The sequence below is a fragment of the Luteibacter sp. genome (genome assembly GCF_036500425.1).
In the GTDB taxonomy this organism is placed as follows: Bacteria; Pseudomonadota; Gammaproteobacteria; order Xanthomonadales; family Rhodanobacteraceae; genus Luteibacter.
On sequence record NZ_DASYCB010000034.1, the window covers coordinates 15072 to 27629 of the forward strand.

Sequence of the window (12558 nt, forward strand, 5' to 3'; positions counted from 1 at the left end):
ACCTTTCACTTAGATCGTGTCGGTTTACAGTGGCCGTTTTCCTGTGACGAATGTCGTGCAAATTTCGTGAAGGCGAGAAGGATGTTGCGCGCAGTGAAATCCGTAGGTGGTGACGTATGCGCAAGTTATTGCGCCACTCCCCTGAAGCAGCGGTCGTCTGGATGGGCAACCAGGCTTCCGGGCGCTATCTAGTCACCGCCCCCAAGCGGCAAATAGATATCCGTGATCGCCTCATGCTCAGGCACATCAGGAAAGAAGGTGATCCGCTGGAAGAACAATGGCGCGTCGCGAGGCGTCTCCCCGCTGGTGCTCAGCCATTCGCCGTAGAGAAAGCGCACGCTGTCGACAAGTTGCGCGTCGGATCCCGTGTGTCGCAGGACGGCACAACGCCCCCCATCGATCCGCGCCGCGACAACGCCCTGCTCGTTGGGCGGGACCTCGGTACAGGTACAGCAGATATCCATTCGGTAGGCGTCTGCCGGCGTTTCGTCGGGATCGTCGTAGACGAGATTCCAGGTGGCCGCCCTGGCAGGCGGCAACTGGCGGTCTTTACGCCACATGATGAAACGGCGAATCGTTTCACCCATCTGCTCCGGCGGCCCCACGTGCGACAGGCATGCCACGGGCGTCTCAGGAAAATCGACAAGGCGAACGTCGCCCAGCTGGTGCGTTGGCGGCATAGCAAATCTCCTGACCAGGTCCAGGTCCTGCCAGGCGCGCGCCCAGCGTGCCCAGTCCGGTTGCTCGCGAAACGCCGACGGCGATTGGCCCAGCCGCTGCCGAAAGGCACGCGAGAAGGCCTCCGGACTTTCATACCCGGCATCCAAGGCCATCTGCATGACCGATACATCCGGCCGGAACGCCGCCTGCCACGCGGCACGCTTGAAGCGCGAAAGCTGCACATAGCGATGCACACCCATGCCGGTTAGCGCAGAAAAGCGGCGGTGGAAGTGAAACGGCGAATAGGCAGCTTGCACGGCCAGCACATCCAGAGAAAGGACATCGTCCAGATGGCTGTCTATGTAACCGAGCACATGGCGGAAGCGGTCGTCAGTCATGGGTAAAGCGTAACGGCCAAGGCCATGGCGCGCATGACTGATCTTGCTTCCTGGTTTGCCTGCGCTTAGTGTCCCGTACCGGCACCAGGCGGCGCCAGGGTGCTGACCGCGTCTCGCGCCATGTCGGGCCGCGAAAGGCCGCGCGTACGCGCATCCATGACGGCCGGTACAGGCACGGCACGTAGGATATCGATGGAACCAAGGGTCATCTTGGCCGCGAAGAAGCTCCGGGGATCACCGTCGCCCGCAGCCAGGGCGATGTGTGTGGTGTCGTAACGCCCCTGTGCCGAATCAAAACTAACCCAGTGCCCATCCAGCCAGGCCTGCACCCACATGTGCGGGATGAATACGCGCTCCGCATCCGCGTATCGGTCGACATAGACCAGCCCGGAGACCACGCGCGTGGGAATGTGCAGCGATCGGGCCAAGGCGGCCAGAAGCACGGCATGCTCGGTGCAGTCGCCGCGGCGACTTTGCAGAGTCTCCAGCGCTGAGGCGTAATCGACATCAAGGGTTTTCGCGTCGATGTAGTCGGTTAGGAAAGCACGAAGCCGACGCATTCGTTGCAGGTTGTTGCTCGCATTCCCGACGACTTTTAACGCCATCGCGTGGACCTCGGGTGCGTCGGACTGGACCCATGCGTTTGCAGCCGTATCGTCCCTCGTCGGCCGGCTCTCATCGACATAGGGCTGGGCATAGCTGGTATCGATCTGATATTGCCCGTTGCCCAGATCGGTCACCTGCTGCTCGTCCGTGCTGATGAAGGGACTGGCACGATCGCCACGCACCACGACCAGATACCGTATGGGCGCCGTCCGCAAGGCGGCAGGCAAGGCGCGCGGAGAGTCGATCATCGCCGCGCGGAGGATATCGATATGCTCATTGGGTGCATTGGCGCATGCCTCGTCGCACGCGGCCATTTCGATCCGAAAGCCCAGCAACGGAGAAATCGAGCGGCGAACGGTACCTGCATCATCCACCCACGACTCGCTCGACTGGGTGCTTTCACTTCCCGCGAGCACCTGCTTGAGGTGGTGCAACCGCTCCCTCCCGCCAGGAAGGACGACCCATTCATCGCCGACCACCGTCACATCAACATCAGCAACCTGTTGCCGCGACGGCTCAAAGACACGCAATCGGTAGGTCGTGCCGGCACGGTAACCATGACTTACCGTCGTAAGGCGCTGTCCTTCCGAGAGCAGCGCGCCGTCGGGCCACTGCAACAAGGTGATCTTCGATTCGCCGCGGGTGGTGTCCTCGAGCTGGAACACGCCATCGTCTCGTCGAGTAGCTTTCACTTCGGCACCTGCGGATGCCTGGCCGCCTGTTGACGAGAAACCGAGAGGTGCGCCACTGGGCGATTCGACCGCGCCAAGGTTCGCACGCATGAGCGCGGGCGCCCCCATGCGGTTGAGGTGCACATCCAGCACTTGCGCGGTCGCGATACCACTATCCGTTACCTCGCGAGTGACGTGCATCTTGCCGACCTTGTGCCCGTCGAGCGTCACGGTCATCCACACGTCCTGGGCCTCTGCATAAGCGGAAGCAAGGCAGAGCAAGCCAACCATGAACGCTTGCAGTGTACGCACGAGAATCGCTCCGCGGCCCAGTGGCTTATAAAGCGCACGGACAGCAGGCATGTCAAGCCTCGCGCACCTCACCGCTGCGGCGCACCGCGTTAGCGGCGCGACGAATTGCTGGGATTCGGCATGACAGAGGGTGACGGCTGGATATCGGGGCGCACCGACTCCGGAGGCATATCCATCATCTGCGATGTCGGCGTAGCGCGTTCGATGTGAATCGAGCCCAATACCGCCATGGCATCGAAGAAATGCCAGGGTGCGCCATCACCTACGCCAAGGGCGATATGCGTTGAGTCATAGCGACCCTGCGCGGAATCGAAGCTCTCCCACCGGCCGTTCAACCAGACCTGCGCCCAGGCATGCGGGATGAAGACACGGTTCGCGCCAGCGAACCGATCGACGTATACCAGCCCGGTCACCACGCGCGCCGGAATACCGAGGGAACGCGCAAACGCGGTGAGCAGCACGGCGTGCTCGGTGCAATCGCCCTTGAGGCTCTGCAGCGTATCCAGCGCCGTCGCGTACCCAATATCCATGCCCTTGGTGTCGATATGGTCGGTGAGATAGCTACGCAACAAACGGATACGCGCCCTGTCTGACCTCGCGTTGCCGACGATGACAAGTGCCGCATCGTGGATCGCCGGCGCGTCGGACTGCACCCACGCGTTGGCCTCGGTGTCCTGGCTGGTCGGCCCCTCTTCATCGCCGTGCGGTAATGGCCGGCCCACGTCCACCTGGTAGACGCCCGGCGCGATATCACTGACATGCTGCTCATCGGTTTCGATAAACGGCGCAGGGTGGTTACCCTTCACGGAAATGCGATACCGGATAGGCGCGATGCGAAGCGCACCAGGTATCAGTCGCGGCGATTGCGACATAGCGGTTCGCAGCACATCGACATCCTGGTCGGGCGCCATGGCGCAGGCTTGATCACAAGCGACCATTTCAAGGTGGTAGGCAAGCATGGGAGCGATCGAGCGGCGAATGAAACCGGCGTCGTCGACCCAGATGTCCGTCCACTGCGAGCCACTCGATCCCTTGAGCTCTTCGCGCAAGTGATGCAAACGTTCTTTCCCACCCGGGAGGTCGACCATCTCGTCGCCAGCGACCGTGACCTCCAGGCTGGCTACCTGCTGCCGATCCGGCTGGAACATGCGCAGCGTGTAAGCCGTACCCGGACGGAAGCCGCGCGCTACGAGGGCAAGGCGCTGGCCCTCTGCCAGTGTCGCGCCTTCAGGCCATTTCAGCAGCGTTACCGTGTTCTTTTCCGCCATACGAGTGGAAACCTGGAATACCTGGTCGCCATGCGGTTGGGCGTCGATCTCGATCATCGCGTCGCCCTGGCCGGACTTCGTCGAAAACGACAGCGGTGCGCCATCAACGGTCTCTACGAGGCGCGCTTCGCTATGTGTTACGAGGGGCGTCTTGAAGCGATTAAGGCGCAGGTCGAGCGACTGCATCGTGATGACCTGATCGCCTTGCACGTCGCGCTGGATGTGCGCCCTGCCCACCTTCTGGCCGTCCAGCATCACGGTCATCCAGGTATCCGCCGCGAACGCGCTGACAGGCGCCAGGCTTAGCCAACCCACCACAACAGCATACGAAATACGCATGGGAATCCTTTCGGCGTTGGAGTCCCTATAAACGGTAAAGGCACGGGTGAGTCAAGCAGGATGCCCGTACATGACAGCGAATTTACTCTGGGGCCGATAGCGCGCCCGGGGCGTGGCCCACGCGCGAGAGCCCCTCTGCCAGAGCGTGCCACGCGGAGGGAGCAAGCGCGGTCACGAGACTGATAAGCACCAGCATGCCCCACAGCCGCTGCTTCCAGTCGAACAGCTTCCGGACATCGCCCTCGACGCTGGCCACGTTCAACTTCAGCTCGGCGATGGAGACCTGGACCGCGGCAAACTTGACGTCGACCGCATCGAACCTCGCGTTGACGACATCGAACTTCGCGTCCAGCCTGGCGATGGACGATGCGATACCCAGGAGCATGTCAACGCTAACCTGCGCGGGCGCAGCGGACACGCTGGTGACGACAGCCATGGAAGTAGCTCCGTTGAGGAAGGGAGCTCAATGTACCCAGTGGCGCTCGGCAAAGATGTCAGCCGTGGACGACAATCCGTGTAGTCCAACAAGAAAAAAGGCGCTGACCAGAGTCAGCGCCTTTTTAGTAAAACTGGTAGCGGGGGTAGGATTCGAACCTACGACCTTCGGGTTATGAGCCCGACGAGCTGCCAGACTGCTCCACCCCGCATCAGAGAAAAAAAGTATAGCGATGTGGCGAGGTTCTTGCAAGCCCTTTCTTACATATTCGTGAAGAAAGGGCTGCAAAAACGTCGTCAGACGCCGAACGCCCTCTGGCACCAGGCGAACAGCGGCGACCACGCAAAGCCAAGCACCAGCAGTGCGATCGCATTGATCGACAGCACCCAGCGCGACGACACATCCGACGTGGCACGCACATCGGTGCCTTCGTTCGGCGCATCGAAGTACATGACCTTTACGACGCGCAGGTAGTAGTACAAGCCGATGATCGCGAACACCGCGCCCGCGAGTGCGAGCCACATGTAACCGGCATCCATCGCCGCCTTCAGCACGAGCAGCTTGCCGAAGAAGCCGAACAGCGGCGGCACGCCAGCCAGCGAGAACATCACCAGCAGCATCATGAAGGCGAACCACGGCGAACGCTGGTTGAGACCCTTCAGGTCGTCGATCTCTTCGCACTCGAAGCCAGCACGCGACAGCACCAGGATCATGCCGAAGGCCGCGGCGCTGGTGAGCGCGTAGCTGATCGCATAGAACATGGAGGCCGAGTAGCCTTCCGGACCCGCGTTGACAAGGCCGAGCAGCAGGTAGCCCATGTGCGAAATGGTCGAATAGGCCAGCAGGCGCTTCAGGTTGGTCTGCACGATGGCGACGAGGTTACCGATCGCCAGCGAGAGCACCGCCAGCACGGCGAGCATCAGCTGCCACTGCGCAGCGAGACCCGCCGTGCCACCGGCGATGTCGCCCATGCCGGTCGACAGCAGGCGGTAAGCCATGCCGAACGCAGCGAGCTTCTGCGCCGAGCCGATGAAGATGGTCACAGCGGTCGGCGAACCCTGGTACACGTCCGGGATCCACATGTGGAACGGCGCGGCGCCGAGCTTGAAGCCGATGCCGACGATCATGAACACCAGGCCGAACAGCAGCAGCGTATGCCACTCCGTACCGACGATGGCCGCATGGATCGCATGCAGGTCGAGGCTATGCGTAGCACCGTAAACCATGGACATGCCGTAGAGCAGCATGCCCGAGGCCAGCGCGCCCAGCACGAAGTACTTGATCGCCGCTTCCGAGGACAGGCGCGAATCGCGGTTGAGCGCGACCAGTGCGTACGACGACAGCGTGAGCAGTTCGAGGCCGAGGTACACGGTCACGAGGCTGCCGGCCGACACCAGGAACATGATGCCGATGGTGGCGAAGATGGTGAGCGTATAGAACTCACCGAACGGGATGGCCCGCTCCTTCAGGTACGGACGCGCATAGATGAAGATCACCGCGGTGATCAGCAGCGAGAACACCTTCAGGACTTCCGCGACACCGTCACGGACAAACATGCCGCTGAACGCGGTCACGCTGCCATCGGGCTGGCCACTCACGACCAGGTAGGCGCCGACCAGCAGCACCAGCACCGAAAGCCAGTGCACCGCGCCCTTCTGGTCCGGCTTCAGGAAGGCGTCCAGCATAAGCAGGACGCACGCCGCGACCGTGAGGTAAACCTCGGGGAGCAGGATAAGGATGTCATTGATACCAGGCATGGACTAATTCCCGCTCAGACTTTCGTAATGGCCAGCTGCTCGACCAGGCGAGCGACCGACGCATCCATGAGGTGGACCAGCGGCTCCGGCCAGATGCCGAAGACCAGCACGCCGGCAGCAAACGCGGAGAGCATGAAGATCTCGCGGCCGTTGACGTCGGTCAGTTCCTTCACGTGCGGATTGGTGATGTCGCCCCACAGCACGCGCTTCACCATCCACAGCGTGTAAGCCGCACCGATGATCAGCGTGAAGGCGGCAAACAGCGCGATCCACGGGTTGGCACTGAACGCGGCCAGGATGACCATGAACTCGCCGACGAAACCGCTGGTGCCCGGCAAGCCGCTGTTGGCCATGGCGAACAGCACGTAGAACGGGGCGAAGATCGGCATCACGTTGATGACGCCGCCGTAGTCCTTGATCTGGCGCGAGTGCAGGCGGTCATAGAGCACGCCGATGCAGCTAAACATCGCACCGGAGATGAAACCGTGCGAAATCATCTGCACCATCGCACCCTGCATGCCAAGGCGGGCAGCATCCGGGTTATTGAAGTCGCGCACGAGCATGAAGGCAATGAAGATGCCCAGGGTGACGAAACCCATGTGCGCGATGGACGAATACGCCACCAGCTTCTTCATGTCGCCCTGCACCAGGGCCACGTAACCGATGTAGCAGACCGCGATCAGTGAGAGAACGATGATCAGGCCGGCGAAGTGCTCGGACGCATCCGGCACGATCGGCAGCGAGAAGCGCAGGAAACCGTAGCCACCGATCTTCAGCATGACCGCCGCCAGCACCACCGAACCGCCGGTAGGCGCTTCCACGTGGGCATCCGGCAGCCAGGTGTGCACCGGCACCATCGGGACCTTGATGGCGAAGCCCAGCAGGAAGGCGAAGAACAGCCAGCTCTGCTCCGTCAGGGTCAGGTGCACCTTGGCCATATCGGCCAGCGCGAAGCTGCCGCCGGTCTTGTGATACAGGTAGATCAGGCCGATCAGCATGAAGATCGAGCCGAAGAACGTGTAGATGAAGAACTTCAGCGTGGCGTAGACGCGGCGCGGGCCACCCCAGATACCGATGATGACGAACATCGGGATCAGCATGGCTTCGAAGAACACGTAGAACAGCAACGCGTCCGTCGCGCAGAACACGCCAACCATGCAGCCCTCGAGGACGAGCATGGCGGCCATGTACTGGTGCGGCTTGTTCTGGATCACTTCCCACGCACCCACGATCACGAGGATCTGGGTAAACGTAGTGAGGATGATCAGCGCGACGGAAATGCCGTCGACCGCTAGCGAGTAGTTGATGCCAAGCGACGGGATCCAGCTGAAGGATTCCGTGAGCTGCATGGTGCCGCTAACGGCATCGTAGGCAGGCAGGAGGGCAAGGCTGGCGGCGAAGGTGGCAACCGCGACCAGCAGCGAGATCCAGCGGGCGAGGCCTGGGCGACCGGAACCGGCCAGCAGCACCGGGATGGCGCCGACGATCGGAAGCCAGATCAGCAGGCTGAGCAAGTGATTCGACATATAGCTCGTTTCCCTTATTGCCCGATCAGCCAGTACCCGCCCAGGAGCAGGATAAGGCCGAGGATCATGGCGAACGCGTAATGGAAGAGGAATCCGGACTGCAGGCGGCGTGCGCCGCCGGCGATGCGCTGCACGAGGCCGGCCGAGCCGTTGACGATAGCGCCATCGATGAGGGCCTGGTCGCCCACCTTCGAAAGGCCTTCGCCCAGCTTGACGCCGCCCTTCGCGAACACCGCGAAGTACAGTTCGTCGATCCAGTACTTATGGTCAAGCAGGTTGTACAGCGGCTTCAGCGCGCTCTTCGCCTTGTCGGCGACGGACGGGTTGAAGAGGTAGATGTACGTGGCCGAGATGAAACCGGCCAGCGCGATCAGGAACGGCCAGGCGATGAAGCCATGCAGGCCAGCCGCCACCGCGCCGTGGAACTCATGCGCGAGTTCGCCCAGCACGTTGTTTTCTTCGTTGACGTGGATCGCCTTGCCGAACCAGTTGCCGTAGAGCATCGGCTTCACGGTGAACAGGCCGATCAGGATCGACGGGATCGCCAGCAAGACCAGCGGCACCGTCACCACCCACGGCGACTCGTGCGGCGCATGCTCCAGCACGCCCGGCGTGCCGTGGCCATGATCGTCATCGTGGTGTGCGTCGTCGTGGTGGTCGGCATGGGCATCGTGGCCGTGGTGGCCATGCGCCTTGTGCTCCACCGTGAAGCGCTCCTTGCCATGGAAGGTCATGTACAGGAGGCGGAAGCTGTAGAACGAGGTCACGAACACGCCGCCCAGCACGCAGAAGTAAGCGTACGAGGCACCCCAGCGATGCGACTCACCCACCGCCTCGATGATCGCGTCCTTCGAATAGAAACCCGAGAAGAACGGCGTACCGGCCAGGGCGAGCGAACCGATCCACATGGTGATCCAGGTGATCGGCATGTACTTGCGCAGGCCGCCCATGTAGCGCATGTCCTGCTCATGGTGCATGCCCATGATGACCGAACCGGCGCCGAGGAACAGCAAGGCCTTGAAGAAGGCGTGGGTCATAAGGTGGAACACGGCACCGCTGTACGCGGAGACGCCGAGCGCGACGGTCATGTAACCCAGCTGCGAGAGCGTGGAGTACGCGATGACGCGCTTGATGTCGTTCTGCACGATACCGATGAGGCCCGTGAAGAAGGCGGTGGTCGAACCAATGACGAGGATGAACGACAGCGCGGCGTCCGACAGCTCGAAGATCGGCGACATGCGCGCGACCATGAAGATACCCGCGGTCACCATGGTGGCCGCGTGGATCAGCGCCGAGATGGGGGTCGGGCCTTCCATCGAATCGGGCAGCCACACGTGCAGCGGCACCTGGGCCGACTTACCCATGGCACCGATGAACAGCAGGATGCCAATCACGGTAGCTGCATCCCACGCATGGTTCTGGGTGATCTGCAGGGTCTTGCCGACCAGGTCGGGCGCGTGGTCGAACGCGGTCTGGTAATCCAGGGTGCCCAGGAAGTACAGGATCGCGGCGATGCCGAGCAGGAAACCGAAGTCACCCACGCGGTTGACCAGGAAGGCCTTGAGATTCGCGAAGATCGCGGTCGGGCGCTTGTACCAGAAGCCGATCAGCAGGTACGACACCAGGCCCACCGCTTCCCAGCCGAAGAACAGCTGCATGAAGTTGTTGCTCATGACGAGCATCAACATCGAGAAGGTGAAGAGAGAGATGTAGCTGAAGAAGCGCTGGTAGCCCGGGTCTTCCGCCATGTAGCCGATGGTGTACAGGTGCACCAGCAGCGACACGAACGTGACCACCACCATCATCATGGCGGTGAGACGATCGACCATGAAGCCGACGGAAGCGTGGAAGCGGCCGATCTCGAACCAGGTGTAGACATCCTGGTTGAAGTTATCCGCCCCGCCCCACACCAGCTGGTAGAGCACGTAGAACGACAGGCCGCAGGCAATGGCGACGCCGAGGATGGTGGCGCTGTGCGCCCCCGCCCTGCCGATCACCTTGCCGAAGAGGCCCGCCAGGATCGCGCCGGCCAACGGGGCCAGTGCGATCGTAAGCAGGATTGCAAGCGAGAGACTCATCGGATCAACCCTTCATGCTGTCGATTTCGGCGACATTGATCGTGCTCCGGTTACGGAACAGCAGGACCAGGATCGCCAGGCCGATGGCGGATTCCGCCGCAGCCACGGTGAGGATGAAGAACACGAACACCTGGCCCGACACATCGCCGAAGAAGCGCGAGAAGGCCACGAAGTTGGTGTTCACCGCGAGGAGCATAAGCTCGATCGCCATGAGCAGCACGATCACGTTCTTGCGGTTGATGAACAGGCCAGCGACCGCGATGCAGAACAGGATCGCGCCGAGCACGATGTAATGGGAAAGCGTGATCACTTGGTGTTCTCCTGCGTCGGATCGGCAGCCGGGGGTGCCGGCGGCGGCAGTACCGAAGCCACCTGGCTCGGGGCCATCTTCACGACACGCACGCGGTCAGTCGCCTGGACAGACACCTGCTCGGCCGCCGACTGGTGACGCACGCCAAGGCGCTGGCGCAGGGTCAGGGCCACGGCGGCCACCACACCCACGGTGAGGATCAGCGCGGCGATTTCGAACGGCAGCAGGAAGTCGGTGTACAGGGCCTGGCCCAGCCACGCGACATTCGAGTTACCGGCCGGGTTCGGGCCAAGCGTATGGGCGTGCATGGACTTCACGCCGATCATCGCCAGCATTTCAACCAGCATGACCAGGGCAACGATGATGCCCACCGGCAGGTAGCGGATGAAGCCCTCGCGGACGACCTCCTGCTTGATGTCCAGCATCATGACCACGAACAGGAACAGCACCATCACTGCGCCGACGTAAACGACGACCAGCGCGATGGCGAGGAACTCCGCTTCGGCCAGCAGCCAGACGCAGGCCATGCTGAAGAAGGTCAGGACCAGCGACAGCACGGCATGCACCGAGTTGCGCACGGTGATAACCATCAGGCCGGCGATAACCGCCACGCCCGCGAAGAGGTAAAAACAGATGAGTTGAAGCAGATCGTTATTCATCGTATGTCCCGGCCCCTTAGCGGTAAGCCGCGTCCTGGGCGCGGGCAGCAGCGATGTCCTGCTCGAAGCGGTCGCCAATGGCCAGCAGCTGGCCCTTGGTCACCACGTTCTCGCCGCGATGTTCCATGTGGTACTCGTGCACGTGGGTCTCCACGATGGAATCGACCGGGCAGCTCTCTTCGCAGAAGCCGCAAAAGATGCACTTGAACAGGTCGATGTCGTAGCGCGTGGTGCGACGCTGGCCATCTTCCGGGCGCGGTGCCGAGTCGATAGTGATCGCGAGTGCCGGGCATACCGCCTCGCACAGCTTGCAGGCGATGCAGCGCTCTTCACCGTTGGCGTAACGGCGCAGGGCGTGCAGGCCGCGGAAGCGGTTCGACTTCGGGATGTGCTCGAACGGATAGCGCATCGTGTACTTCGGGCTGAACATGTAGCGCATGGTCAGGCCCATGCCCTTGAACAGCTCGAGGAGCAGGAGGCTCTTGAAATAATGGGTTACGCGGGACATGGTTCTTTAGGCTCCCGTGCCAATGTGGACCCAGCCGAAATACTTCATGCAGCCGGCGACAAGGACCCAGACGATGGTGATGGGGATGAAGACCTTCCAGCCGAGGCGCATGATCTGGTCATAGCGGTAGCGCGGGAAGCTGGCGCGGAACCACAGGAACAGGAAGGCAAAGAAGAAGACTTTGGCAAACAGCCACAGGATGCTGGCGTGGCCCAGGAACGGGACGCTCTCCGGGAACGGAGACATCCAGCCGCCCATGAACAGGATCGAGGTCAGGAACGCGACCAGGATCATGTTGGCGTATTCGGCCAGGAAGAACAGCGCGAACGGTGAGCCCGAGTACTCCACGTGGAAGCCGGCGACGATTTCCGATTCGCCTTCCGCCACGTCGAACGGTGCGCGGTTGGTTTCCGCCACGCCCGAGACAAAGTAGATGACGAACACCGGCAGCAGCGGGATCCAGTACCAGCTGAGCAGGCCGCCGTGCTGCGCCTCGACGATCGCCGTGAGGTTCAGGCTACCGGTGAGCACCAGCACGCAGACGATGGACATGCCCATCGACAGTTCGTACGAGATGACCTGCGCCGCGGCGCGCATGGCGCCGAGCATGGCGTAGCGCGAGTTGGATGCCCAACCGGCGAGGATGATGCCGTACACGCCCATCGAGGTCATGGCCAGCAGGTAGAGCACGCCGGCGTTGACGTTGGCGAGCACGATACCCGGCGCGAACGGCACCACCGCCCAGGCAGCCAGCGCGGGCACCAGGGCCAGCATCGGTGCCAGGAAGTACAGGAACTTGTTCGCGTTGGTCGGCAGCACCACTTCCTTGATGAGCAGCTTGACGACATCGGCAAAGGCCTGCAGCAGGCCGGCGGGGCCGACCTTGTTGGGCCCCATGCGGACATGCATCCAGCCCAGCACCTTGCGCTCCCACCACACGTACAGCGCGACGGTAACAACGAGCGGCAGGACGATCGCCAGGATGAACAGCACCGGCAGCAAGAGGTGGTCGAAGAGTTGATCGGCCATG

11 protein-coding genes and 1 tRNA gene are annotated in these 12558 nt (G+C 62.2%); all 12 read right to left on the reverse strand.

The genetic code is table 11. The features are described from left to right. Window positions 1–188: 188 nt before the first annotated feature. Window positions 189–1058 (reverse strand): AraC family transcriptional regulator, encoded by an 870-nt coding sequence (locus VGN46_RS08365; protein ID WP_331642637.1) that lies wholly within the window; start codon window positions 1056–1058, stop codon window positions 189–191. A gap of 65 nt (window positions 1059–1123) precedes the next feature. Continuing rightward, a complete protein-coding gene (locus tag VGN46_RS08370) occupies window positions 1124–2647 on the reverse strand; it encodes a transglutaminase-like domain-containing protein (RefSeq protein ID WP_331642638.1) in 1524 nt (507 codons plus the stop codon). An 89-nt stretch (window positions 2648–2736) separates the two neighbouring features. Beyond that, window positions 2737–4254, reverse strand: coding sequence for a transglutaminase domain-containing protein (locus VGN46_RS08375; protein ID WP_331642640.1), 1518 nt, complete (start codon window positions 4252–4254; stop codon window positions 2737–2739). Window positions 4255–4336: 82 nt separating this feature from the next. Further along, entirely contained in the window at window positions 4337–4690 is a 354-nt protein-coding gene (locus VGN46_RS08380) for a hypothetical protein (protein ID WP_331642642.1), read from the reverse strand. Window positions 4691–4824: 134 nt separating this feature from the next. Further along, a tRNA-Met gene (locus VGN46_RS08385) sits at window positions 4825–4901 on the reverse strand. An 85-nt stretch (window positions 4902–4986) separates the two neighbouring features. Then, window positions 4987–6447 (reverse strand): NADH-quinone oxidoreductase subunit NuoN, encoded by a 1461-nt coding sequence (gene nuoN / locus VGN46_RS08390; protein WP_331642644.1) that lies wholly within the window; start codon window positions 6445–6447, stop codon window positions 4987–4989. A 14-nt stretch (window positions 6448–6461) separates the two neighbouring features. Further along, window positions 6462–7973 carry an NADH-quinone oxidoreductase subunit M gene (locus VGN46_RS08395; RefSeq protein WP_331642646.1) on the reverse strand — a complete coding sequence of 504 codons (1512 nt, stop codon included), beginning with the start codon at window positions 7971–7973 and terminating at the stop codon, window positions 6462–6464. A 14-nt stretch (window positions 7974–7987) separates the two neighbouring features. After that, entirely contained in the window at window positions 7988–10051 is a 2064-nt protein-coding gene (nuoL, locus tag VGN46_RS08400; RefSeq protein WP_331642648.1) for an NADH-quinone oxidoreductase subunit L, read from the reverse strand. Between the two features lie 4 nt (window positions 10052–10055). Next, the gene (nuoK, locus tag VGN46_RS08405; protein ID WP_216164434.1) at window positions 10056–10361 is read right to left on the reverse strand and encodes an NADH-quinone oxidoreductase subunit NuoK; all 306 of its coding nucleotides are present in this window, start codon (window positions 10359–10361) and stop codon (window positions 10056–10058) included. Further along, window positions 10358–11020: an NADH-quinone oxidoreductase subunit J gene (locus VGN46_RS08410; protein WP_331642652.1), complete on the reverse strand. Its 663-nt coding sequence runs from the start codon at window positions 11018–11020 to the stop codon at window positions 10358–10360. Before VGN46_RS08410 ends, nuoK begins: the two co-directional genes overlap by 4 nt. Window positions 11021–11036: 16 nt before the next feature. Continuing rightward, window positions 11037–11528: an NADH-quinone oxidoreductase subunit NuoI gene (gene nuoI / locus VGN46_RS08415; protein WP_331642653.1), complete on the reverse strand. Its 492-nt coding sequence runs from the start codon at window positions 11526–11528 to the stop codon at window positions 11037–11039. A gap of 6 nt (window positions 11529–11534) precedes the next feature. Continuing rightward, on the reverse strand, window positions 11535–12557 hold the full coding sequence (gene nuoH, locus VGN46_RS08420; RefSeq protein ID WP_331642654.1) for an NADH-quinone oxidoreductase subunit NuoH: 1023 nt from the start codon (window positions 12555–12557) through the stop codon (window positions 11535–11537). Window position 12558: the final 1 nt, after the last annotated feature.

Excerpts from the sequence above, each read along its gene's own strand:
- nuoI (WP_331642653.1), bottom strand. The coding sequence starts at position 11,528 with ATGTCCCGCGTAACCCATTATTTCAAGAGCCTCCTGCTCCTCGAGCTG.
- VGN46_RS08410 (WP_331642652.1), bottom strand. The coding sequence starts at position 11,020 with ATGAATAACGATCTGCTTCAACTCATCTGTTTTTACCTCTTCGCGGGC.
- VGN46_RS08395 (WP_331642646.1), bottom strand. The coding sequence starts at position 7,973 with ATGTCGAATCACTTGCTCAGCCTGCTGATCTGGCTTCCGATCGTCGGC.
- VGN46_RS08375 (WP_331642640.1), bottom strand. The coding sequence starts at position 4,254 with ATGCGTATTTCGTATGCTGTTGTGGTGGGTTGGCTAAGCCTGGCGCCT.
- VGN46_RS08380 (WP_331642642.1), bottom strand. The coding sequence starts at position 4,690 with ATGGCTGTCGTCACCAGCGTGTCCGCTGCGCCCGCGCAGGTTAGCGTT.
- nuoN (WP_331642644.1), bottom strand. The coding sequence starts at position 6,447 with ATGCCTGGTATCAATGACATCCTTATCCTGCTCCCCGAGGTTTACCTC.
- nuoL (WP_331642648.1), bottom strand. The coding sequence starts at position 10,051 with ATGAGTCTCTCGCTTGCAATCCTGCTTACGATCGCACTGGCCCCGTTG.
- nuoH (WP_331642654.1), bottom strand. The coding sequence starts at position 12,557 with ATGGCCGATCAACTCTTCGACCACCTCTTGCTGCCGGTGCTGTTCATC.
- VGN46_RS08365 (WP_331642637.1), bottom strand. The coding sequence starts at position 1,058 with ATGACTGACGACCGCTTCCGCCATGTGCTCGGTTACATAGACAGCCAT.